This window comes from Streptomyces sp. CB01635 (genome assembly GCF_002803065.1).
Classification (GTDB): Bacteria; Actinomycetota; Actinomycetes; order Streptomycetales; family Streptomycetaceae; genus Streptomyces.
In genome coordinates, this window is sequence record NZ_NNBL01000006.1 from 220,708 (window position 1) to 242,750 (window position 22,043).

At 65.5% G+C, this 22,043-nt stretch carries 34 protein-coding genes and 2 pseudogenes; 1 reads left to right on the top strand and 35 read right to left on the bottom strand.

Going from position 1 to position 22,043, the window contains the following annotated elements; all coding sequences use genetic code 11:
- Positions 1-3 precede the first annotated feature (3 nt).
- The 35 genes and pseudogenes from truA to CG723_RS20395 all read right to left on the bottom strand — a co-directional run.
- Positions 4-873, bottom strand: coding sequence for a tRNA pseudouridine(38-40) synthase TruA (gene truA, locus CG723_RS20215; RefSeq protein ID WP_100594868.1), 870 nt, complete (start codon positions 871-873; stop codon positions 4-6).
- 79 nt (positions 874-952) lie between these two features.
- Complete coding sequence (gene rplQ, locus CG723_RS20220; protein WP_100594869.1) at positions 953-1,450, bottom strand: 50S ribosomal protein L17; 498 nt, start codon at positions 1,448-1,450, stop codon at positions 953-955.
- Between the two features lie 161 nt (positions 1,451-1,611).
- Positions 1,612-2,634: a DNA-directed RNA polymerase subunit alpha gene (locus CG723_RS20225; protein WP_003966937.1), complete on the bottom strand. Its 1,023-nt coding sequence runs from the start codon at positions 2,632-2,634 to the stop codon at positions 1,612-1,614.
- Positions 2,635-2,786: 152 nt separating this feature from the next.
- The gene (gene rpsK, locus CG723_RS20230) at positions 2,787-3,191 is read right to left on the bottom strand and encodes a 30S ribosomal protein S11 (protein ID WP_003948617.1); all 405 of its coding nucleotides are present in this window, start codon (positions 3,189-3,191) and stop codon (positions 2,787-2,789) included.
- Between the two features lie 65 nt (positions 3,192-3,256).
- A complete protein-coding gene (gene rpsM / locus CG723_RS20235; RefSeq protein ID WP_100594870.1) occupies positions 3,257-3,637 on the bottom strand; it encodes a 30S ribosomal protein S13 in 381 nt (126 codons plus the stop codon).
- A gap of 187 nt (positions 3,638-3,824) precedes the next feature.
- Positions 3,825-3,938, bottom strand: a complete 114-nt coding sequence (gene rpmJ / locus CG723_RS20240; RefSeq protein WP_003974245.1) for a 50S ribosomal protein L36 — start codon at positions 3,936-3,938, stop codon at positions 3,825-3,827.
- Between the two features lie 59 nt (positions 3,939-3,997).
- A complete protein-coding gene (gene infA / locus CG723_RS20245; protein ID WP_003948620.1) occupies positions 3,998-4,219 on the bottom strand; it encodes a translation initiation factor IF-1 in 222 nt (73 codons plus the stop codon).
- Between the two features lie 192 nt (positions 4,220-4,411).
- A complete protein-coding gene (gene map / locus CG723_RS20250; RefSeq protein WP_100594871.1) occupies positions 4,412-5,248 on the bottom strand; it encodes a type I methionyl aminopeptidase in 837 nt (278 codons plus the stop codon).
- 100 nt (positions 5,249-5,348) lie between these two features.
- Positions 5,349-6,002: an adenylate kinase gene (locus tag CG723_RS20255; RefSeq protein WP_100594872.1), complete on the bottom strand. Its 654-nt coding sequence runs from the start codon at positions 6,000-6,002 to the stop codon at positions 5,349-5,351.
- Positions 6,002-7,315: a preprotein translocase subunit SecY gene (secY, locus tag CG723_RS20260; RefSeq protein ID WP_100594873.1), complete on the bottom strand. Its 1,314-nt coding sequence runs from the start codon at positions 7,313-7,315 to the stop codon at positions 6,002-6,004. The genes CG723_RS20255 and secY overlap by 1 nt, the downstream gene beginning before the upstream one ends.
- Before the next feature lie 282 nt (positions 7,316-7,597).
- Complete coding sequence (gene rplO, locus CG723_RS20265; RefSeq protein WP_100594874.1) at positions 7,598-8,053, bottom strand: 50S ribosomal protein L15; 456 nt, start codon at positions 8,051-8,053, stop codon at positions 7,598-7,600.
- A 2-nt stretch (positions 8,054-8,055) separates the two neighbouring features.
- Complete coding sequence (rpmD, locus tag CG723_RS20270) at positions 8,056-8,238, bottom strand: 50S ribosomal protein L30 (protein WP_041985698.1); 183 nt, start codon at positions 8,236-8,238, stop codon at positions 8,056-8,058.
- A complete protein-coding gene (gene rpsE, locus CG723_RS20275; RefSeq protein WP_100594875.1) occupies positions 8,238-8,840 on the bottom strand; it encodes a 30S ribosomal protein S5 in 603 nt (200 codons plus the stop codon). The genes rpmD and rpsE overlap by 1 nt, the downstream gene beginning before the upstream one ends.
- A 42-nt stretch (positions 8,841-8,882) precedes the next feature.
- Entirely contained in the window at positions 8,883-9,266 is a 384-nt protein-coding gene (rplR, locus tag CG723_RS20280; protein WP_100594876.1) for a 50S ribosomal protein L18, read from the bottom strand.
- A gap of 3 nt (positions 9,267-9,269) precedes the next feature.
- Positions 9,270-9,809, bottom strand: a complete 540-nt coding sequence (gene rplF, locus CG723_RS20285) for a 50S ribosomal protein L6 (protein WP_100594877.1) — start codon at positions 9,807-9,809, stop codon at positions 9,270-9,272.
- Between the two features lie 21 nt (positions 9,810-9,830).
- Complete coding sequence (rpsH, locus tag CG723_RS20290) at positions 9,831-10,229, bottom strand: 30S ribosomal protein S8 (protein WP_030221010.1); 399 nt, start codon at positions 10,227-10,229, stop codon at positions 9,831-9,833.
- 223 nt (positions 10,230-10,452) lie between these two features.
- Positions 10,453-10,638, bottom strand: coding sequence for a type Z 30S ribosomal protein S14 (locus CG723_RS20300; RefSeq protein ID WP_003948630.1), 186 nt, complete (start codon positions 10,636-10,638; stop codon positions 10,453-10,455).
- A gap of 5 nt (positions 10,639-10,643) precedes the next feature.
- The gene (gene rplE, locus CG723_RS20305) at positions 10,644-11,201 is read right to left on the bottom strand and encodes a 50S ribosomal protein L5 (protein WP_100594878.1); all 558 of its coding nucleotides are present in this window, start codon (positions 11,199-11,201) and stop codon (positions 10,644-10,646) included.
- Positions 11,201-11,524: a 50S ribosomal protein L24 gene (gene rplX, locus CG723_RS20310; RefSeq protein WP_100594879.1), complete on the bottom strand. Its 324-nt coding sequence runs from the start codon at positions 11,522-11,524 to the stop codon at positions 11,201-11,203. The genes rplE and rplX overlap by 1 nt, the downstream gene beginning before the upstream one ends.
- A 2-nt stretch (positions 11,525-11,526) precedes the next feature.
- Positions 11,527-11,895 carry a 50S ribosomal protein L14 gene (gene rplN / locus CG723_RS20315; protein WP_003974257.1) on the bottom strand — a complete coding sequence of 123 codons (369 nt, stop codon included), beginning with the start codon at positions 11,893-11,895 and terminating at the stop codon, positions 11,527-11,529.
- Positions 11,896-11,992: 97 nt separating this feature from the next.
- Positions 11,993-12,277, bottom strand: coding sequence for a 30S ribosomal protein S17 (gene rpsQ / locus CG723_RS20320; protein ID WP_100594880.1), 285 nt, complete (start codon positions 12,275-12,277; stop codon positions 11,993-11,995).
- Entirely contained in the window at positions 12,277-12,501 is a 225-nt protein-coding gene (gene rpmC, locus CG723_RS20325) for a 50S ribosomal protein L29 (protein ID WP_030671810.1), read from the bottom strand. Before rpmC ends, rpsQ begins: the two co-directional genes overlap by 1 nt.
- Positions 12,501-12,920: a 50S ribosomal protein L16 gene (gene rplP, locus CG723_RS20330; protein ID WP_030782563.1), complete on the bottom strand. Its 420-nt coding sequence runs from the start codon at positions 12,918-12,920 to the stop codon at positions 12,501-12,503. Before rplP ends, rpmC begins: the two co-directional genes overlap by 1 nt.
- 5 nt (positions 12,921-12,925) lie before the next feature.
- Entirely contained in the window at positions 12,926-13,774 is an 849-nt protein-coding gene (gene rpsC, locus CG723_RS20335; RefSeq protein WP_100594881.1) for a 30S ribosomal protein S3, read from the bottom strand.
- Entirely contained in the window at positions 13,774-14,121 is a 348-nt protein-coding gene (gene rplV, locus CG723_RS20340; protein WP_026249422.1) for a 50S ribosomal protein L22, read from the bottom strand. Before rplV ends, rpsC begins: the two co-directional genes overlap by 1 nt.
- A gap of 42 nt (positions 14,122-14,163) precedes the next feature.
- Complete coding sequence (gene rpsS / locus CG723_RS20345; protein ID WP_100594882.1) at positions 14,164-14,445, bottom strand: 30S ribosomal protein S19; 282 nt, start codon at positions 14,443-14,445, stop codon at positions 14,164-14,166.
- 12 nt (positions 14,446-14,457) lie between these two features.
- On the bottom strand, positions 14,458-15,294 hold the full coding sequence (gene rplB / locus CG723_RS20350; RefSeq protein ID WP_100594883.1) for a 50S ribosomal protein L2: 837 nt from the start codon (positions 15,292-15,294) through the stop codon (positions 14,458-14,460).
- A 39-nt stretch (positions 15,295-15,333) separates the two neighbouring features.
- Positions 15,334-15,750, bottom strand: a complete 417-nt coding sequence (gene rplW / locus CG723_RS20355) for a 50S ribosomal protein L23 (RefSeq protein WP_100594884.1) — start codon at positions 15,748-15,750, stop codon at positions 15,334-15,336.
- The gene (gene rplD, locus CG723_RS20360) at positions 15,750-16,403 is read right to left on the bottom strand and encodes a 50S ribosomal protein L4 (RefSeq protein ID WP_100594885.1); all 654 of its coding nucleotides are present in this window, start codon (positions 16,401-16,403) and stop codon (positions 15,750-15,752) included. Before rplD ends, rplW begins: the two co-directional genes overlap by 1 nt.
- 7 nt (positions 16,404-16,410) lie before the next feature.
- Entirely contained in the window at positions 16,411-17,055 is a 645-nt protein-coding gene (gene rplC / locus CG723_RS20365) for a 50S ribosomal protein L3 (protein ID WP_100594886.1), read from the bottom strand.
- 17 nt (positions 17,056-17,072) lie between these two features.
- Positions 17,073-17,381 (bottom strand): 30S ribosomal protein S10, encoded by a 309-nt coding sequence (gene rpsJ, locus CG723_RS20370; RefSeq protein WP_003948644.1) that lies wholly within the window; start codon positions 17,379-17,381, stop codon positions 17,073-17,075.
- A gap of 1,509 nt (positions 17,382-18,890) precedes the next feature.
- Positions 18,891-19,313 (bottom strand): hypothetical protein, encoded by a 423-nt coding sequence (locus CG723_RS20380; RefSeq protein WP_159032495.1) that lies wholly within the window; start codon positions 19,311-19,313, stop codon positions 18,891-18,893.
- A gap of 1,151 nt (positions 19,314-20,464) precedes the next feature.
- Positions 20,465-20,776, bottom strand: coding sequence for a hypothetical protein (locus CG723_RS20385; protein WP_234374411.1), 312 nt, complete (start codon positions 20,774-20,776; stop codon positions 20,465-20,467).
- Positions 20,777-20,905: 129 nt separating this feature from the next.
- Positions 20,906-21,115, bottom strand: coding sequence for a DUF397 domain-containing protein (locus CG723_RS20390; protein WP_100594889.1), 210 nt, complete (start codon positions 21,113-21,115; stop codon positions 20,906-20,908).
- Positions 21,112-21,735: pseudogene (locus tag CG723_RS20395) on the bottom strand (DUF5753 domain-containing protein); the annotation flags it as partial. The gene CG723_RS20390 and the pseudogene CG723_RS20395, both read right to left, overlap by 4 nt.
- Here CG723_RS20395 and CG723_RS47615 point away from each other — a divergent pair.
- Positions 21,719-21,979 (top strand): annotated as a pseudogene (locus CG723_RS47615) (ATP-binding protein); the annotation flags it as partial. The pseudogenes CG723_RS20395 and CG723_RS47615 sit on opposite strands and share 17 nt — an antisense overlap.
- Positions 21,980-22,043: the final 64 nt, after the last annotated feature.

A 22,043-nucleotide genomic window follows, 5' to 3' on the forward strand; every position in this document is an offset into this window, starting at 1 on the left:
GGCTCAGCAGCACCCCGGTTCCGAGAAGGGCGCCCCCGGCAGCGTCCGCCTGTTCCTGGCTTCCTTGCTGCGCGCCGCGAGCAACTCGTCGGCCGGGTAACCGACTTCCTCCAGCGTCAGGCCGTGCGGCCGCACCACGTGCACCGCCGAGTCCCGTACGCCGGCGGCCAGGACCTTCGCGGGCCAGTCCGGCGTCCGGTGCCCGTCACCGACGAACAGCATCGCGCCGACCAGCGAGCGCACCATGTTGTGGCAGAACGCGTCGGCCCGGACGGTCGCTTCGAGGATCCCGTCGGGCGACCGCTCCCACCGCAGCTCCTGGAGCGTACGGATCGTCGTCGCGCCCTCGCGCCGCTTGCAGTACGCGGCGAAGTCGTGCTCCCCGAGCAGCTTCTCCGCGGCGGTGTTCATCGCGTCGAGGTCCAACTCCCAGTCGTGCCACAGCACATGACTGCGCAACAGCGGATCGACACCGCCCGGGTTGTCGGTCACCCGGTACACGTACCGACGCCACACGGCGGCGAACCGCGCGTTGAACCCGCTCGGAGCCTGAGCCACCTTCCACACCCGCACATCGTGCGGCAGCCGTCCCGCGAGCCGGCGCAGGAGCTTGTCCTGGTGCTCGGCCCAGACGTCCTCCGGCAGATCGACATGCGCGACCTGCCCGCGCGCGTGCACCCCGGCGTCGGTCCGCCCGGCCACGGTCAGCTCGTACGTCTGCGCGGACCGGGTCACGGTCTTCAGCGCGTCCTCGATCTCGCCCTGCACGGTCCGCCGGCCGCTGGCCTGCTTCGCCCACCCGGAGAAGTCCTTGCCGTCGTACGACAGATCAAGCCGCACCCGCACGAACCCGGGCTCTACCTCGTCACTCACTCACAGATCCTCTCAGGCAAAGGCAATACGAAAGCGGGCCCGCCCCGAAGGGCGGACCCGCTCACATCAAGGCAGAGCCTCAGGCGTCCTTGGACTCCTCAGCGGCCTCGACCGCTGCGGCGTCCTCGACGACCTCGGCGGCCGGAGCGGCAGCCTCGGTGTCCTTGGCGGCACGCTTGGTGGCGGCCTCGGCCTCACCGGTGGCCTGCTGCGCAACCGTCAGCGCCTCGACCAGCTCGATGACAGCCATGGGCGCGTTGTCGCCACGGCGGTTACCGATCTTGGTGATACGGGTGTAACCACCCGGACGGTTCTCGTAGCGCGGGGCGATCTCCGTGAAGAGCGTGTGGATGACGCTCTTGTCGGTGATGACCTGGAGCACCTGACGGCGGTTGTGAAGGTCGCCCTTCTTCGCCTTGGTGACCAGACGCTCCGCGTACGGACGCAGACGACGGGCCTTGGCCTCGGTCGTCGTGATCTTGCCGTGCTCGAAGAGCGACTTCGCGAGGTTCGCGAGAAGCAGCTTCTCGTGCGCGGCACTGCCGCCCAGACGGGCACCCTTGGCGGGACGCGGCATGGTGTTTCTCCTAGATGTCTGCCCCGGCCGTATCAGGTACCAGGGTCAGTGTCCGAGCGGGCGGATGCCCGTCGGAGACCCGCGCCCCGTAAGGGGCGCGGGGAACTGCGCGACCAGCCGAAGCGGACCCGCAGCCGAAATCCGGCGTCCTCGCGGAGCGCCTAGTACTGCTCGGTCTCGACGAAGCCCGCGTCCGCGTCGTCGTCGGCGCCGAAGGCGTCGGCGGCGGCGGTCGGGTCGAAGCCGGGAGGCGAGTCCTTGAGCGCAAGACCCATGCCGGCCAGCTTCGCCTTGACCTCGTCGATCGACTTCGCACCGAAGTTGCGGATGTCGAGCAGGTCCGCCTCGGAGCGGGCGACGAGCTCACCCACGGAGTGGATGCCCTCGCGCTTGAGGCAGTTGTACGACCGAACGGTGAGCTCGAGCTCCTCGATCGGCAGCGCCAGATCGGCGGCCAGGGCGGCGTCCGTGGGGGACGGGCCCATGTCGATGCCCTCGGCGTCGATGTTCAGCTCGCGGGCGAGACCGAACAGCTCGACCAGGGTCTTACCGGCCGACGCCATGGCGTCACGCGGACGCATGGCCTGCTTCGTCTCGACGTCGACGATCAGCTTGTCGAAGTCGGTGCGCTGCTCGACACGGGTCGCCTCGACCTTGTACGTGACCTTCAGGACCGGCGAGTAGATCGAGTCGACCGGGATGCGCCCGATCTCCTGACCGACCTGCTTGTTCTGGACGGCGGAGACGTAGCCGCGACCGCGCTCGACGGTCAGCTCCATCTCCAGCTTGCCCTTGCCGTTGAGCGTGGCGAGGACGAGGTCGGGGTTGTGCACCTCGACACCGGCCGGGGGCGCGATGTCGGCGGCGGTGACCAGTCCCGGGCCCTGCTTGCGCAGGTACATCACGACCGGCTCGTCGTGCTCCGAGGAGACGACCAGCTGCTTGATGTTCAGGATGAGGTCGGTGACGTCTTCCTTGACGCCCGGCACGGTGGTGAACTCGTGCAGGACACCGTCGATACGGATGCTGGTGACAGCAGCGCCGGGGATCGACGACAGGAGGGTGCGGCGAAGCGAGTTGCCGAGGGTGTAACCGAAGCCCGGCTCCAGCGGCTCAATGACGAACCGGGAGCGGAACTCGTCGACGACCTCTTCGGTCAGCGACGGGCGCTGAGCAATAAGCATGAAGGAATCCTTCAGTCAGGGGCACCCACTATTTGATGCCCTGATGCCACCGGGTGGCGGCCCGGTGTTGATGCAGTAACAAGGGTACGGGCGATACGGCCCCTAAGAGCCGTACCGCCCGAAAACCTCAGACCAAGCAGTCGTACGTCAGGTCAGACGCGGCGACGCTTGGGCGGACGGCAGCCGTTGTGCGGGGTCGGCGTGACGTCCTGGATCGAACCGACCTCGAGGCCCGTGGCCTGGAGGGAACGGATCGCGGTCTCGCGGCCGGAGCCCGGACCCTTGACGAAGACGTCAACCTTGCGCATGCCGTGCTCCTGGGCGCGACGCGCGGCCGACTCGGCGGCCATCTGCGCGGCGAACGGAGTGGACTTGCGCGAGCCCTTGAAGCCGACGTGGCCGGCGGAGGCCCACGAGATCACGTTGCCGGTCGGGTCCGTGATGGACACGATCGTGTTGTTGAACGTGCTCTTGATGTGAGCGTGCCCATGGGCAACGTTCTTCTTTTCCTTGCGGCGCACCTTCTTGGCAGCGCCCTGACGACCCTTGGGGGGCATCTATTACTCCTACGGGAGGTGGTCGGTCCTGCAGCGACAGCTGTCGATAGACCGCTGAGCGAGGACTACTTCTTGCCCGGCTTCTTCTTACCGGCGATGGCGCGACGCGGGCCCTTGCGGGTACGAGCGTTCGTGCTGGTGCGCTGACCGCGGACGGGCAGGCCACGACGGTGGCGAAGACCCTGGTAGCAGCCGATCTCGACCTTGCGGCGGATGTCGGCCTGGATCTCGCGACGGAGGTCACCCTCGGTCTGGATGTTCGCGTCCACGTACTCGCGGATCTTGATCAGGTCCTCTTCGGACAGATCACGAACGCGGATGTTGCGGTCCACACCGGTGGCGTCCAGCGTCTGCTGGGACAGCGTGCGGCCAATGCCGAACACGTAGGTGAGGGCAACCTCTACGCGCTTGTCGCGCGGGAGGTCAACGCCTTCAAGGCGTGCCATTCAAGGCTCCTGTTGATACTCGGAGGTCTTCAGCAGAACCGTTCCCAGGTGCCGTACGAGGTACATCCTGGGTCCCCGGCCTCCGACCGGGGGTGTCGCCCTCCATTACCAATGGATCTGAAGAGGGACGGGTCCTGCATGTGTGCTTACTTGCGTCGCGCGAAACTCTGCGAACTGCAGTAGTGCGTCAGCCCTGGCGCTGCTTGTGGCGCGGGTTGTCGCAGATAACCATGACCCGGCCGTGACGGCGGATCACCCTGCACTTGTCGCAGATCTTCTTGACGCTCGGCTTGACCTTCATTGGGTGAGGTTCTCCGGGTCAGTGCCACCACCCCGCGCGAGGCAGGGTGCGGGCAAGATCTACTTGTACCGGTAGACGATCCGGCCACGCGTCAGGTCGTACGGAGACAGCTCCACCACGACCCGGTCGTCAGGGAGGATACGGATGTAGTGCATACGCATCTTGCCGCTGATGTGAGCCAGGACCTGGTGGCCGTTCTGGAGCTCCACCTTGAACATGGCGTTCGGGAGAGACTCGACGACAGTGCCTTCGATCTCGATGGCACCTTGCTTCTTGGCCACGCTTTGCCCTTCGAATCGACTACCTTGATCGACTCAGCACGTACATGCAGGCATGCGTGTGCACGAGAGCCGACGAGTCAGTCTACGTCAGGGCCCCCGGAAAGACGAATCGGGGAAGTTTGCCCCACACTCAAGATCATCATGCAAGGGGACCCGGAGCAGCGAAGACACCCTCCGCAGCAGCGGCCGTCGTCAGGCCAGCGGGTCGGGTGCCGCAGTGACACCGAGCTCGGCCAGCTTCGCCTTGCCGCCGTCGGGGGCCGTGAGGACCAGCGGGCCCTGTTCGGTCAGCGCGATGGAGTGCTCCCAGTGCGAGGACCAGGTGCCATCCGTGGTGATGACCGTCCAGTCGTCCTCGAGGACCTCGGTGCGCGGGGTGCCGAGGGAGACCATCGGCTCGATCGCGAGGCAGAAGCCGGGGACGAGCTTCGGACCCTTGCCGCGGCGGCGCTCGACGTAGTTCAGGAGGTGCGGGTCCATGTGCATCTCGGTGCCGATGCCGTGGCCGCCGTAGTCCTCGACGATGCCGTACTTGCCGCCGCCCGGCTTGGGCTGGCGGCGGATGTAGGACTCGATGGCGCGGGAGATGTCGACGAGCCGGTTGCCGTTCTTCATCGCGGCGATGCCGGCCCACATCGACTCCTCGGTCACCCGCGAGAGCTCGACCAGCTCCGGAGCGTGGCCGGTCCCGACGAACGCGGTGTACGCGGCGTCGCCGTGCCAGCCGTCGATGATCGCGCCGCAGTCGATGGAGATGATGTCGCCGTCCTTGAGGACGGTCTTCTCGTCCGGGATGCCGTGGACGACGACCTCGTTGACCGAGGTGCAGATGGTCGCGGGGAATCCTCCGTAGCCGAGGAAGTTCGACTTGGCCCCGTGCTCGTCGAGCACCTTGCGCGCGACCTCGTCCAGGTCCCGGGTGGCGGCACCGGGCACCGCGGCCTCACGCGTCGCCGCGTGGATCGCGGCGACGACCAGCCCCGCCTCACGCATCTTGGCGATCTGCTCGGGGGTCTTGATCTGCACCATGGGGGCCTGCGCTCTCCGTCTTCCGTCCTACGGGTTTACCTGGACAACACTACGGCCGCGGCGCCCTGTGCGGGCACCGCGGCCGGAGCAGCGTAACGACTTACTTGTCGCGCTTGAGGGCCTCCATGGCCCGCGCGGTCACCTCGTCGACCTTGCCGAGCGCCGAGATCGTCCGCACCAGGCCCTGGGCCCGGTAGTAGTCGATGATCGGCTCGGTCTGCGTGTGGTAGACCTCGAGCCGCTTGCGAACGGTGTCCTCGCTGTCGTCCTCGCGCTGGTACAGCTCGCCGCCGCAGACGTCACAGACGCCTTCCTGCTTCGGCTGCTTGTACGACACGTGGAAGACGTGCGCGGAGTCCTTGCGGCAGATGCGGCGGCCGGCGATGCGCTTGACCACCTCGTCCTCGGGGACCTCGAGGTCCAGGACCGCGTCGAGCTTCACTTCGTCCGCCTTGAGGGCGACGTCGAGCGCCTCGGCCTGCGAGACGTTGCGAGGGAAGCCGTCGAGCAGGAAGCCGTTCACGGCGTCCGGCTGCTCCATGCGGTCCTTGGCCATCCCAATGGTGACTTCGTCGGGAACCAGGTTGCCGGCGTCCATGAACGCCTTTGCCTGCTTGCCCAGCTCCGTGCCCTGGCTGATGTTGGCACGGAAGAGGTCGCCCGTGGAGATGTGCGGAATCGACAGGTCCTTGGCAAGGAACGCGGCCTGCGTTCCCTTGCCCGCACCGGGCGGCCCGACGAGGACGATACGCATCAGCGGAGGAACCCTTCGTAATTGCGCTGCTGAAGCTGGCTCTCGATCTGCTTCACCGTCTCCAGACCGACACCCACGATGATGAGGATGCTTGTCCCACCGAACGGGAAGTTCTGGCTTGCCCCGAAGCCAACCAACGCCATCGTTGGTACGAGAGCGATCAGACCCAGATACAGCGAACCCGGCCAGGTGATCCGGTTGAGTACGTAGCTCAGGTACTCAGCGGTCGGCCGGCCAGCCCGGATGCCCGGGATGAAGCCACCATACTTCTTCATGTTGTCCGCGACTTCCTCGGGGTTGAACGAGATCGCCACGTAGAAGAACGCGAAGAAAACGATCAGGAGGAAGTACGAAACGATGTAATAGGGGTGATTTCCCTTGGTCAGATGGTCGTTGATCCAGGTCTTCCACCCGGAATTGCCTCCCGCGAACTGCGCGACGAGGGCCGGGATGTAGAGCAGCGACGAGGCGAAGATGACAGGGATCACACCCGCCTGATTGACCTTCAGCGGGATGTAGGTGGACGTACCGCCGTAAGACCGGCGACCGATCATGCGCTTCGCATACTGGACAGGAATGCGGCGCTGCGCCTGCTCGACGAACACCACCAGGCCGACCATCACGAGGCCCACCAGGATCACGGCGCCGAACTCGATCCAGCCGCCGGCGAGGTCGCCGGTCGTCTTGATGGTCCACAGGGCGCTCGGGAAGGTGGCGGCGATCGAGATGAACATCAGGATCGACATGCCGTTGCCGATGCCGCGGTCGGTGATGAGCTCACCGAGCCACATGACGATGGCGGTACCGGCGGTCATCGTGATGACCATCGTGATCGTCACGAAGATCGACTGGTCCGGGACGATCTGGTTCGCGACGGGGCAGCCCTGGAAGAGGGCGCCGCTGCGAGCGGTCGCGACGAGGCCGGTGCCCTGGAGGATGGCGAGCGCCACGGTCAGGTAACGCGTGTACTGCGTGATCTTCGCCGTACCCGCCTGACCCTCCTTCTTCAGGGCCTCGAGCCGCGGGATCACGACAGTGAGCAGCTGCAGGATGATGCTCGCGGTGATGTACGGCATGATGCCGAGCGCGAAGATCGTGATCTGCAGGAGCGCGCCACCACTGAACATGTTGACGAGACCGAACAGCCCCTGCGTGCCTTTGTTCGCGTCCACGCATGTCTGGACGTTCGAGTAGCTGACTCCCGGGATCGGTACATGCGTACCCATCCGGTAGATCACGATGATGCCGAGCGTGAAGAGCAGCTTCTTGCGCAGGTCGGGCGTCTTGAACGCCCGGGCGAACGCGGTGAGCACGGTGCCTCCTGCGACCCCCGCGCACGTGCGTCAGAGGTGACGGTCTTGAGGTTCGATGAATGAAGGAATGCGTAAACAGTCAAGCACCGGGTGAAGATCCATCAGACTCGTCGCCTTCAGGACACACCGCCCGGCCCGGGGCGTCAGCCCCAGACGGATACAGCACAGTGCAGGCCACCATACCGGCGACCATGCCCCCCTTGGAACGACCAACCGGGGATGCCCCAAATATGGGGCATCCCCGGTTGGGAATCGCTCATGTCATCGAGACGTCTGAAAAGGTCAGACGAGCTCGGTGACGGTACCGCCGGCGGCGGTGATCTTCTCCTTGGCGGAGTTGGAGACGGCGTCAACCGTCACCTGCAGCGCCACGGTGAGCTCACCCTGGCCGAGGACCTTGACGAGGCTGTTCTTGCGAACGGCACCCTTGGCGACGAGACCCTCAACGGTGACCTCGCCACCTTCCGGGTACAGCGCGCTCAGCTTGTCGAGGTTCACGACCTGGAACTCGGTCTTGAACGGGTTCTTGAAGCCCTTGAGCTTCGGGAGACGCATGTGGAGGGGCATCTGGCCACCCTCGAAGCGCTCCGGAACCTGGTAACGGGCCTTCGTGCCCTTGGTACCACGACCGGCCGTCTTACCCTTGGACGCCTCACCGCGACCCACACGGGTCTTCGCGGTCTTGGCGCCCGGGGCGGGACGGAGGTTGTGGATCTTGAGCGGGTTGTTCTCCGCCATGATCAGTCGACCTCCTCGACCGTCACGAGGTGCCGCACGGTGTTAGCCATGCCGCGGAACTCGGGACGATCCTCCTTGACGACCACGTCGTTCAGGCGCTTGAGCCCGAGCGAACGCAGGGTGTCGCGGTGGTTCTGCTTGCTGCCGATGTACGACTTCGTCTGCGTGATCTTGAGGCGAGCCATTACGCACCCGCTCCCGCACGTGCACGAAGCAGAGCCGCGGGGGCGACGTCCTCGAGGGGCAGACCACGGCGAGCCGCGATCTCCTCGGGACGCTGCAGGCCCTTGAGGGCCGCCACGGTCGCGTGCACGATGTTGATCGCGTTGGACGAGCCGAGCGACTTCGACAGGATGTCGTGAACGCCGGCGCACTCAAGGACAGCACGCACCGGGCCACCGGCGATAACGCCGGTACCGGGGGAAGCAGGCTTGAGCAGGACGACGCCCGCAGCCTTCTCGCCCGTGATCGGGTGCGGGATGGTGCCCTGGATACGGGGGACCTTGAAGAAGTGCTTCTTGGCCTCCTCAACACCCTTGGCGATGGCGGCCGGCACCTCCTTGGCCTTGCCGTAACCGACGCCTACCGTGCCATCGCCATCGCCCACTACGACGAGCGCAGTGAAGCTGAAGCGACGGCCACCCTTGACAACCTTGGCGACACGGTTGATCGCGACAACGCGCTCAACGTATGCGGTCTTCTCGGCGGCAGGGCCACCGTCGCGACCCTTCCGGTCCCGCCGCTCGCCGCCACCGGCACCGCTTCCGCGGCGCTGGGGTCCAGCCATTGGAATTACCTCTCTTCGTTTTCCGCTAGCTACGGAACCGGATCAGAACTTCAGACCGGCTTCGCGGGCGGCGTCCGCCAGAGCGGCGATGCGCCCGGCGTACTGGTTACCACCACGGTCGAACACGACAGCCTCGACGCCCGCGGCCTTGGCACGCTCGGCGACCAGGGCGCCGACCTTGCCGGCCTGCGCGGACTTGTCGGCCTCGACACCACGGATCGAGGTGTCCAGGGTCGACGCCGACGCGAGGGTGTGACCCTTAACGTCGTCGATGACCTGGGCCACGATGTGGCGGTTCGAACGCGTCACGACCAGGCGCGGACGCTCGGCCGTACCCGAAACATGCTTACGGATACGAATGTGACGGCGCTTGATGGCAGCACGCTTGTAAGCGTCGCCCTTAGCAATCTTGACACCGTATGCCATGGCTTACTTACCCGCCTTTCCGACCTTGCGGCGGATGACTTCGCCTTCGTACTTGACGCCCTTGGCCTTGTACGGGTCGGGCTTGCGCAGCTTGCGGATGTTGGCCGCAACCTCGCCGACCTTCTGCTTGTCGATGCCCTCGACCGAGAACTTGGTCGGCGACTCGACCTTGAAGGAGATGCCCTCGGGCGCCTCGATCACGATCGAGTGGCTGTAGCCGAGCGAGAACTCCAGGTTGGAGCCCTTCGCCAGGACGCGGTAACCGACACCGCTGATCTCGAGCTTCTTCACGTAACCCTGGGTCACGCCGGTGATCATGTTGGCCACCAGCGTGCGGGACAGGCCGTGCAGAGCCTTGTTCTGACGCTCATCATTGGGACGGGCGACGTTCAGCACGCCGTCCTCGTCCTTCGTGATGACGATCGGAGCGACGATCGTGTGGCTGAGGGAACCCTTGGGGCCCTTAACCGAGACCGTACGACCGTCGATGGTGACGTCCACGCCGGCGGGAACCGTGATGGGGAGCTTGCCAATACGCGACATTAGCTATTCCTCCGTTCCCGACTACCAGACGTAGGCGAGGACTTCCCCACCTACGCCCTTCTTGCCTGCCTGCTGGCCGGTCAGAAGACCGTGCGACGTGGAGATGATCGCCACGCCGAGGCCGCCGAGGACCTTGGGCAGGTTGGTGGACTTCGCGTAAACCCGGAGACCGGGCTTGGAGATCCGCTTGATGCCCGCAATGGAGCGCTCACGGTTCGGGCCGAACTTGAGCTCGAGGACGAGGTTCTTGCCAACCTCGGCGTCCTCGGTCTTCCAGCCCGTGATGAAGCCCTCCTGCTGGAGGATCTCCGCGATGTGAGACTTGATCTTGCTGTGCGGCATTGCCACGGTGTCGTGGTATGCCGAGTTCGCGTTACGCAGACGAGTCAGCATGTCCGCGATCGGATCAGTCATGGTCATGAAGTGGCCTTCGGCCTCTCTCGCCGGGGTTTCCTGTATGCGCCATCCCTCTCCCCACACAGAGGCGGGACGGGTGCGGTGCGGGGACCTACGGCGTAGTAAGTCGGTATGGGCGGCGGGCGCCCAACCCCACAAGCCTACGGCATGTGAAGGGGGGCTCCCGCCGTCCAAATACTTACCGAGAGCGTCCGGTAATTCCCAAGTCCCTAAGGACAGAAGGGGATTACCAGGAGCTCTTGGTCACGCCCGGCAGCTCGCCACGGTGAGCCATCTCACGAAGGCACACGCGGCACAGGCCGAACTTGCGGTACACGGAGTGCGGGCGGCCGCAGCGCTGGCAGCGGGTGTAGCCACGCACACCGAACTTCGGCTTACGAGCAGCCTTGGCAATAAGAGCCTTCTTCGCCATCTCGGTTACGCCTCCTTGAAGGGGAAGCCGAGGTGACGAAGGAGCGCGCGGCCCTCAGCGTCGTTGGTCGCCGTGGTGACCACGGTGATGTCCATACCCCGGACGCGGTCGATCTTGTCCTGGTCGATCTCGTGGAACATGACCTGCTCCGTGAGACCGAAGGTGTAGTTGCCACGGCCGTCGAACTGCTTGGGAGACAGACCACGGAAGTCGCGGATGCGCGGAAGCGCGAGCGACAGGGTGCGGTCCAGGAACTCCCACATGCGGTCGCCACGGAGCGTGACGTGGGCACCGATCGGCTGACCCTCACGCAGCTTGAACTGCGCGATGGACTTGCGGGCCTTGGTGATGGCCGGCTTCTGACCGGTGATCGTGGTCAGGTCACGGACGGCACCGTCCATGAGCTTGGAGTCACGGGCGGCGTCGCCGACACCCATGTTGACCACAATCTTGACGAGGCCCGGGGTCTGCATGACGTTCTCGTACGAGAACTCTTCCTGCAGCTTGCCCGCGATCTCCTCGCGGTACTTCGTCTTGAGACGCGGAGTCGTGGTGGTAGCCATCAGATGTCCTCACCCGTCCGCTTGGCAACGCGAACCTTGTTGCCCTCGTCGTCGAAGCGGTAACCGACACGCGTGACGACCTTGTTGCCGTCCTTCTCCACCACGAGCTGAACATTGCTCACGTGGACAGGGGCCTCGGTCGTGACGATGCCACCGGCCTGCGAACCGCTGGCGGTGGGGCCGGCCTTGGTGTGCTTCTTGACCCGGTTGACACCCTCGACCAGGACGCGGTCCTCGCGGGGGAAGGCCGCGATGACCTTGCCCTGCTTGCCCTTGTCCTTACCGGTGATGACCTGTACCAGGTCGCCCTTCTTGATCTTCATGCTTACAGCACCTCCGGCGCGAGCGAGATGATCTTCATGAACTTCTTCTCGCGCAGCTCACGGCCCACCGGGCCGAAGATACGGGTGCCGCGAGGGTCGCCGTCGTTCTTCAGAATGACGGCGGCGTTCTCGTCGAAGCGGATGTACGAGCCGTCCGGACGGCGGCGCTCCTTGACGGTGCGAACGATGACCGCCTTGACGACGTCACCCTTCTTCACGTTGCCGCCGGGGATCGCGTCCTTGACGGTGGCGACGATGACGTCACCGATGCCCGCGTAGCGGCGACCCGAGCCACCGAGAACACGGATGGTGAGAATTTCCTTCGCACCCGTGTTGTCGGCGACGCGCAGTCGCGACTCCTGCTGGATCACGTCTATCTCCTGATTGTCTGCCGGTTCCCCCGGGGCAGTTCAGTGAACTGCCCCGGGAGCCTGGCGGAACGAACTCTGAGGGATACCCCTCAGAGAATTACTTGGCCTTCTCGAGGATCTCGACGATGCGCCAGCGCTTGGTCGCCGACAGCGGACGCGTCTCCATGATGAGGACGCGGTCGCCGACGCCGGCAGCGTTCTGCTCGTCGTGCGCCTTGAGCTTGTTCGTACGGCGGATGACCTTGCCGTACAGCGCGTGCTTGACGCGGTCCTCGACAGCGACGACGACGGTCTTGTCCATCTTGTCGCTGACGACAAGACCCTCACGGGTCTTGCGGAAGCCGCGGGCGGCAGTCTCTTCAGTCACGTTGCTCTCGCTCATCAGGCGTTCTCCACCGTCTCGATGCCCAGCTCGCGCTCACGCATGAGGGTGTAGATCCGCGCGATGTCCTTGCGGACGGCCTTCAGCCGACCGTGGTTCTCGAGCTGACCGGTCGCCGCCTGGAAACGGAGGTTGAACAGCTCTTCCTTGGCTTCGCGGAGCTTGTTGAGAAGCTCCTCGTCACCCAGTTCGCGCAGCTCGGACGCCTTGGTACCGGCCGACATCACGACTCACCTGCCTCGCGCCGAACAATCCGGCACTTCATCGGAAGCTTGTGAGCAGCGCGGGTAAGCGCCTCACGCGCAATCTTCTCGTTCGGGTAGGACAGCTCGAACATCACCCGACCCGGGTGAACGTTCGCGACCCACCACTCGGGGGAACCCTTACCGGAACCCATGCGGGTCTCGGCGGGCTTCTTCGTGAGGGGGCGGTCCGGATAAATGTTGATCCAGACCTTGCCGCCACGCTTGATGTGGCGGGTCATCGCGATACGAGCCGCCTCGATCTGGCGGTTCGTCACGTACGCCGGCGTGAGGGCCTGAATGCCGTACTCGCCGAACGCAACCGTCGTACCACCCTTGGCCTGACCGCGGCGCTTGGGGTGGTGCTGCTTGCGGTGCTTGACCCTACGGGGGATCAGCATTTCGGTCAGGCCTCCGTTCCGGTGCTCTCAGCCGGAGCGGCAGCGGCGGGCGCGTCAGCCTTGGGGGCCTCGGCGGCCGGAGCCGTCTGCTGCTGCGGCTTGCGGCCGCGGCCGCCACGCTCGCCACCACGGCCACCACCACGGGCCGGGCGGTCGGCGCCACCGCCGCCGCCACGGGCCGGGCGGTTGCCGGCACGGGCTGCAGCGTTCTCGGCGCGGACCTCAGCGATGTTCTTGACGTCGCCCTTGTAGATCCAGACCTTCACACCGATGCGGCCGAAGGTCGTCTTGGCCTCGAAGAAGCCGTAGTCGACGTTCGCGCGGAGCGTGTGCAGGGGCACACGGCCCTCGCGGTAGAACTCCGAGCGGGACATCTCGGCGCCGCCGAGACGGCCACCACACTGGATCTTGATGCCCTTGGCGCCGGCCTTCATCGCCGTCTGCATGCTCTTACGCATGGCGCGACGGAAGGAGACGCGGGAGGACAGCTGCTCTGCAACGGCCTGAGCAACCAGCTGAGCGTCGGTCTCGGGGTTCTTGACCTCGAGGATGTTCAGCTGGACCTGCTTGCCCGTGAGCTTCTCGAGGTCACCGCGGATGCGGTCGGCCTCGGCGCCACGGCGGCCGATGACGATGCCCGGACGAGCGGTGTGGATGTCCACACGCACGCGGTCACGGGTGCGCTCGATCTCAACCTTCGAGATACCGGCGCGCTCCATGCCGGAGGTCATCATGCGACGGATGGCTACGTCTTCCTTGACGTAGTCCTTGTACAGCTTGTCGGCGTACCAACGGGACTTGAAGTCCGTGGTGATACCGAGCCGGAACCCGTGCGGGTTTACCTTCTGGCCCATTACCGGGTTCCTTCCTTGCTGCTGACGACCACGGTGATGTGGCTGGTCCGCTTACGGATCCGGTAGGCACGGCCCTGAGCGCGCGGACGGAACCGCTTCAGGGTCGGGCCCTCATCCACGTACGCCTCGCTGATGACCAGCGAATTGGCGTCGGTGTGGTCGTAGTTGTGTGCAGCGTTGGCAATGGCGCTGTCCAGCACCTTGCCAACCGGCACGCTCGCGGCCTGCGGGGCGAAACGCAGGACCGCCTGAGCCTCCGTGGCATCCATGCCACGGATGAGGTCCACCACTCGGCGGGCCTTCATGGGCGTGACGCGGATGTACCGCGCCTGGGCCCTGGCTTCCATGGTTGTCCCTTCAGTGTTCGTCATAGTCGATTCCACCCCGCCTTAGCGGCGCTTCGACTTCCGGTCGTCCTTGACGTGACCCCGGAAGGTGCGCGTCGGCGAGAACTCGCCGAGCTTGTGGCCGACCATCGACTCGGTGACGAACACCGGGATGTGGATCTTGCCATTGTGCACCGCGATGGTGTGACCCAGCATGCTGGGGATGATCATCGAGCGACGGGACCAGGTCTTGATGACGTTCTTGGTGCCGGCTTCGTTCTGGACGTCCACCTTCTTTACGAGGTGGTCGTCGACGAAGGGCCCCTTCTTGAGACTGCGCGGCATCTAAACCCGCTCCTAGCGCTTCTTGTTCGTCTTGCGGCGGCGGACGATGTACTTGCTCGAAGCCTTCTTCGGCGAGCGAGTACGACCCTCCTTCTGACCCCACGGGGAGACCGGGTGGCGACCACCGGAGGTCTTACCCTCACCACCACCGTGCGGGTGGTCCACCGGGTTCATCGCCACACCGCGAACGGTCGGACGAACGCCCAGCCAGCGCTTACGGCCGGCCTTGCCCCAGTTGATGTTCGACTGCTCGGCGTTGCCGACCTCGCCGATGGTGGCGCGGCAGCGGGCGTCGACGAGACGGATCTCACCGGACGGCATACGAAGGTGGGCCATCGTGCCCTCCTTCGCCAGCAGCTGCACGGAGGCACCAGCGGAGCGCGCGAACTTGGCGCCGCCACCGGGACGGATCTCGATCGCGTGGATCGTGGTACCGACCGGGATGTTGCGGAGCGCCAGGTTGTTGCCGGGCTTGATGTCCGCGCCGGGGCCGTTCTCGACGCGGTCACCCTGCGTCAGACCCTTGGGGGCGATGATGTAGCGCTTCTCGCCGTCCATGTAGTGGAGCAGCGCGATGCGCGCGGTGCGGTTGGGGTCGTACTCAATGTGCGCGACCTTGGCCGGCACGCCGTCCTTGTCGTGACGACGGAAGTCGATCACTCGGTAGGCGCGCTTGTGTCCGCCACCCTGGTGGCGAACGGTCACACGACCGGCGTTGTTACGGCCGCCCTTGCTGTGCAGCGGGCGGACCAGCGACTTCTCCGGCGTGGACCGCGTGACCTCGACGAAGTCGGCGACGCTGGAGCCACGACGGCCCGGCGTAGTCGGCTTGTACTTGCGGATTCCCATTTCTCAGTCCTCGTCCGATATTCGGACCAGGGCACTCCGTTAGGAGGCCTGGCCGAAGATGTCGATACGGTCGCCCTCAGCGAGGGTCACGATCGCGCGCTTGCTGTCCGCACGCTTGCCGAAGCCCGTCTTGGTCCGCTTGCGCTTGCCCTGACGGTTGATCGTGTTGACTCCGGTGACCTTGACCGAGAAGACCGCCTGGACGGCCTGCTTGATCTGGGTCTTGTTGGCACGCGGGTCAACGATGAAGGTGTACTTGCCCTCATCGAGGAGCGCGTAGCTCTTCTCGGAGACGACCGGCTTGAGGAGGACGTCACGGGGATCCGTGAAGCTCTTGCTCAGCGGCGTCTCAACGGTGTTCTTGCCCTCGGCCTCGTGGCGCTTCGCCTTGGCGATGCGCGCGGCCTTGGCGGCCTTGGCCGCCTTGGGGGCGATGCTCGGGTGACGCGTAGCCATCAGGCTTCGCTCCCTTCGGTGTCAGTGGCCTGCGGGCCGGACACGAAGGACTCGAAGGCGGCCTGGGTGAAGACCACGTCGTCCGAGACGAGAACGTCGTACGTGTTCAGCTGGCCCGGCTCCAGGATGTGGACCTGGGGCAGGTTGCGAGCGGAGAGCAGCGCGGCCTCGTCGGCACGGTCGATCACCAGGAGCAGGTTCTTGCGCTCCGAGATCTTGGCGAGCAGCGACTTGGCGGCCTTGGTGGAGACTCCGCCGTCGACCACGCCGGTGACGACGTGGATGCGAGCGTTGCGGGCCCGGTCGGTGAGGGCGTGGCGCAGGGCCGCGGCCTTCATCTTCTTCGGGGTCCGCTGCGAGTAGTCACGCGGCTGCGGGCCGTGGACGACGCCACCGCCGGCGAACTGCGGCGCACGGGTCGAACCCTGGCGCGCGCGGCCGGTGCCCTTCTGGCGGTAAGGCTTGCGCCCACCACCGCGGACCTCGCCGCGACGCTTGGTCTTGTGCGTGCCCTGACGGGCAGCGGCCAGCTGGGCGACGACGACCTGGTGGAGAAGCGGGATGCTGATCTTCTCTACGTCGAAGATCTCCGCGGGGAGCTCGACCGTCCCGGCCTTGTCGCCTGCAGGCGAAAGGATGTCAATGGTGCTCATCGGTTCCTCAAACCCCCTTGGCCGCGGTGCGGACCAGGACGAGGCCACCGTTCGGACCGGGAACTGCGCCCTTGATGAGGAGCAGACCCTTCTCCGCGTCAACGGCGTGAACGGTCAGGTTCTGGGTGGTGACCCGCTCGTTGCCCATACGACCCGCCATGCGCATGCCCTTGAAGACACGGCCGGGAGTGGCACAGCCACCGATGGAACCGGGCATACGGTGCACACGGTGGGCACCGTGGGACGCCTTGCCACCCTTGAAGTTGTGGCGCTTCATGACACCGGCGAAGCCCTTGCCCTTGCTCTTCGCGGTGACGTCAACCTTGACGCCGGCCTCGAAGACCTCGGCAGTGATCTCCTGGCCCAGCGTGTACTCGCTGGCGCCGGGGGTACGGAGCTCCACCAGGTGGCGGCGCGGGGTTACATCGGCCTTGGCGAAGTGGCCCTTGAGGGGCTTGTTCACCTTGCGCGGGTCGATCTCGCCGAAGGCGATCTGGACCGACTCGTAGCCGTCAGTGTCGTTCGTACGGACCTGGGTCACGACGTTCGGACCGGCCTTGACCACGGTGACCGGGACGACACGGTTGTTGTCGTCCCAGACCTGGGTCATGCCGAGCTTCTCGCCCAGGATGCCCTTGATCTGCTTAGCCATTCTCAGCTCACCGATCCCTAGAGCTTGATCTCGATGTCGACACCGGCCGGAAGGTCGAGTCGCATCAGAGAGTCAACGGTCTTGGGCGTCGGGTCGAGAATGTCGATCAGGCGCTTGTGCGTGCGCATCTCGAAGTGCTCGCGAGAGTCCTTGTACTTGTGCGGCGACTTGATGACGCAGTACACGTTCTTCTCAGTGGGCAGCGGCACCGGGCCTGCGACCGACGCACCAGTGCGGGTCACCGTCTCGACGATCTTCTTCGCCGAGCTGTCGATGACCTCGTGGTCGTAGGCCTTAAGCCGGATGCGGATCTTCTGTCCCGCCATGGCTACTAGTAGTCCTGTCTCTCGAAACGCTCTGGAACCTGGCAGGTCCTATTCCGTCCTCCTCCGACCCACGCGGTCGGGCGTGTCGCAGTCTCACTGACAGAAATATCCATACGGATTTCCCTGCTCGGGAGCTGCAGCCCTGGGACCGCGAAGCCGGGGGAAGAAACCCACCGGGCGCCTGGCTGAACGACCTCACTGCACTTCCCGAAAGATTCCCGTACGTCCGCCCTAGCGCTGCCTGCGGATCTTTCGACCTTCTGGCAGATGGGGCGACGAGTACTGTGGGACTCGCTTCCGGTCCTCCCGGCGGGAGGCGCGCAGCATCGGCACTCAACCGAGCAACCCCGATAGTCTGCCACAGAGCGGCTACGCCTGGCCAATCGAGCCGTAGAGAGTACCCCTGGGGTGACGAAGGTCAAACCGGGGCCGGGCGGGGACCGCAGCCGAGGGCCGACCCGCTCGGCGGGACTCAGCGGGAAGCCGCGTCACCCCAGCCCTCCAGGAACCGGCCCAGCTGGTTGCGCAGCACGTCGCGACGGGCGTCCTCCGGCAGGTCGGGGCGCGGGCCCTCAAGGACCGCAGAACCTCCGGGGCAGCCGCTTCGCCGTCCTGCATGCGCCCGATGGTCGCCTCGCCGAACGTGCCCAGGCAGTCACGCAGGACGTCCGCCACACCGTCCGGCGCGGGTCGGGAGGGGGCGTACTCCCACTCCTGTACGAGGAAGTCGGCGGGGCGGTCGAGAATCCATCCGGACAGTGCCCGATCCACGAACACGAGGTCGAAGCAGGGCGCGCTCCGCAGCCGCAGTACGTCCTGAGAAGCGCCACCGGCGCCGGATTCGTAAGCGCACACCACCTGATCACCGGTTTCGCTCACCCACCTGACGCGCGTCGGCCGGGCGTCGAAATGGCGAGAGTCGACTGCGCGGACATTGCCCGGTACGCGAGGAGCACGTCCCCAGCTCCGCATCCGATCGCTCTCAGCATCTGTAGCCAAGGTCTCCGGGACGGTCAGAATGACTCCTCGCAGCCCTCGGTCCGCTGCGGCGAACCGGAACTCGTCGTCCCCGGACCAGAGCCAATCGACACTGCCGAAGGTCTCGGAGAGCAGGGTCTCGTGGGTGGGCTGGTCCGTGTGCGGAGACACCGTGACGTACTCGCCGGAGAGGGAGAAACGGGGGGTGAGGGGCAGCGGCGGCTCGTGGACGGTGACGGCGCAGTCGTTCCCCAGGATCAGGTGCATGGTCTTCCGCGTCACCCACTCGCTCCCCCGCGGCCATCGCGCCACGCCGCTCCCCGAGCCACGCGCGGGCGAACATCGGTCCGTCGACCGCGTCTTCCTGAAGCTGTCGCATCAGTGCCAGCTGCCGGCCGGTGTGGCTCTCGGAGGGAACGTCACGTGGAGCCTTCCAGGACCCGTTGAGCGGAGGGTAGTCAGCAGAAACGGCCGCGATGTGCGGGACCCCTGACTGCGTAGAAATGCCGTGCGTCTTCCTCTGCACAGCTCTCAGACATCCTCAACTGGGCGGGGGAACGATGCCAGGGCGGCGCTCAAGTCCGCCGCGGCCGAGTCCTCCGCGGGGAGGGTGAGAGCGAGCCGGTCGGCAGCACGCAAGACCGCCTCACCCAGTTCGGGAGCGGACGTGCGAGCGATGACGCCGCCCTTCGACGCGACGGACAGCCCCTTCGTGGTGCGCCGGAATATCAGTCCGAAGGAAGTGTCGACGCCCGTGAAGGCGAGGGTCCCGGCATCGCCGCGCAAGAAGTCGCCGAGGCTGTCCAGGAGTTGGGTCACCGAAAGGTGGATCACCATGCCCTGGTCGGGGGTGTGGCCGGCCGAGTCGGCCGTTCCGAGGTCCCCTGTGACAGACATGTCACCCAGATCGAACCCACCGGGGTCGCCCTGATCCGGCCGCACGGTGAACTGCATGGTGAGCATCATCCTGTGGCTCGTCCTGCCGGGAAGAAGGTGACGATGCGGATTCCATCGGGAGACAGCGGCCGGTCTCCGCCAATTACTGACACATCAGTCAAGGTCTGAATCTCTCGAACGGTCCGGGACACCGGAGTAGTGGAGCAGCCAGGGCATGGCCGAGTGATCGGCGCCTTCCATGGTGACGATCACCTCGCGGCGCGTCGAATCCCCCAACCAACGAACGAAGTCACACACCGGGGCGAAGAACTCCGTATCGACCACGTCACTCGGGTCGAAGGAGAACTCGATCTCGTCGGCATCGAAGAAGTAGCAGGTAAACCAGATTTACCCGTGACCTGGACAGCGAGGCTGACGGAGTCCTCGGGGTCACCTTCGAGGCGCGCCCGTAGTTCGCGCGCGGTGAGCATCGCGCCGTCGGCTGCCGGTTCAGAAAGCGCCCAGGTGAAGACAGCCGGCCAGGGGACGGACTGAGCCCGTCCAGCATCCTCTGCCAGTCGTCCGGCTCAGCATCGAGCACACATACGTCGCGCAGCGCGGCGTCGACCTCGAAGTCCTCCGGGCGCTATCGCAGACCGTCGGCCGATGCGGGCACGAAGCATCCTTCAGGCTTCGCCGTAAAGCTGGTTGCGCGCGCCTCGGCGAAGAAATTGAGGCTGCCGTCCGTCATTTCCTGATTCCTTCTACTGCACCGCACTGCTCGACGGCCGGCTCATCCTCCGTTTCAAATACCCACCCAATGCATTCAGTCGGGTTCAGCCTGTGGCGCCGCGCTCAATTCGCTCCAGTTCCGACCAGAGGGGGGGCAGGCCGAACTTTTCCATGTACTTTTCCAGGATCTCGAAGGGCGGAGAGTTGTGCGGTTCGCCGCCTTCCCAGACCGTGTCGCATTCTTCGCAAACTTGAAACGTTTCCGGTCTGCCCGGAATGCGGCATCGGACAACCCATCCCTGATTACATCTAGGGCACCACGTCATGTTCAACCTCTCCTCAGGACTGCGGAAATGCGGTAATAACTCTATTGGTTCCCGGCACGACGACGATTCTCACGACTCATGACCCTAGGGGAGTCGGTTCAAGGGAGGTCAATCCGTCACCATGGAACGGCAATAGGCCAGAGGAGCCAGGAAGCTGTGCCGGGCTTCGGCTCAGCCCAGGTGCCAGAGCGCGTACGCAACCACGAACAGGACCAGCCCCGCGAACGCCATGAGGGCACCCAGGAACCGGAGATAGCCGACCGACCCGAAGACAGTGGTCGGCGCGTCGAGCGCGCCCGGCATCCCCAGCATGTGCGCGTTCCTCTGCCGGATCCGCTCGGACCGTCGGGTGGTGATCCCCCGCACGTCGAACGCCCAGTTCACCCCGCACCACAGGCAGACGAGGCCGACGAGCGAGAAGATGGCGAGGACGACGGGCAACGGCACGTCGACCCCTGCGGCAAGCACTGACAAGTCAGTCAAGGTCTGATTCTTTCGGACAGTCCGGGGCACCGGAGTGGTGGAGCAACCAGGGCATGGCTGAGTGATCGTTGCCTTCCATGGTGACGATCACCTCGCGGTACGTCGAAACCCTCAGCCGGCAGGGACGATTCAGCTACCCGACGCGTACGTCACGAAGTCGGCCCAAGCCTCAGCCGTCACGGAGAAACAGGCGGCCTGCGCGTTCTTGGAGTCGCGGACGTGGACCGTGCCGGGGGTGGCGGCGACCTCGACACAGTCGTTACCGTCACCGCTACTGCTGTAACTGCTCTTGAACCACGTCAAGTCGGATGCGGCCCAGGCAGAGGACTTGCCGGTCATGTCTCTCCAAGCATGTGCTCGATCAGAGTTCTTGACTCCCCGGGAGTTAGAGCCTGCGCCCGGATCATGCCATAGCGCAGTTCCAGGATTCGGAGCTGCTTCGGATCCGTGACCGGCCGCCCGCTGAACGCTCCCTCGGATCGCCCGGCTGCGCTGCCATCCGGAAACCTCAGCACCTCGATCAGCCCACCTGTCCCGAAGTGTTCTTCGCGGTTGGTCGGCATCACCTGAATCGAGACATTGCGCAACGCCCCGATTTCCAGGAGCCGTTCGAGCTGCCGACGCCACACCATTGTGCCTCCGACGGGACGGCACAGGGTCACCTCGTCCTGGACGAAACTCGGAGTCGGAGCAGGCACCCGCCCAAAGACGACCCGGCGAGCCAATCGAGCAGCCACCATGCGCTCCACCTCATCCTCCGAGTACGCGGGGAGCCACACCTCGAACAGAGCCCGCATGTGCGCCTCGGTCTGCAACAACCCGTGGATGTTGTGGTTGCTGTACAGACCCAGCTCCACCGCCCGCGCCTCCAGCCGGGCCAGATCCCGCACCTTCTTCGGATACCGGACCTCCGCCACGTCGCCCTTCATCGCGGCGATGAGCCCGCCCGCCCCCGGCGCCGAATCCGGGCGCTGCCTGTTCCTCGTCGAGGCGCTGGCCGATCGGTGGGGCGTCGCGGAGGGACCCGTTCCGCGTAAGACGGTGTGGGCGGAACTGGATCTCGTACGACCGGAGCTCGTGAACGCGGGCTCCGGTGCTCCATGCGACAACCCCAAAGGAACAACGGACGAGGAAAAGGAACCGAGCCAAGCCCCACCTGCCCCGCTCCCGGCAGCCGCCGGGGCCGCTCACCCACAAAGGTGAACATCGCCAACTCAGCTGGCCGAAGCCCCTGTTGACTGCCATACGCTCAGCGCGAGACCCGAGC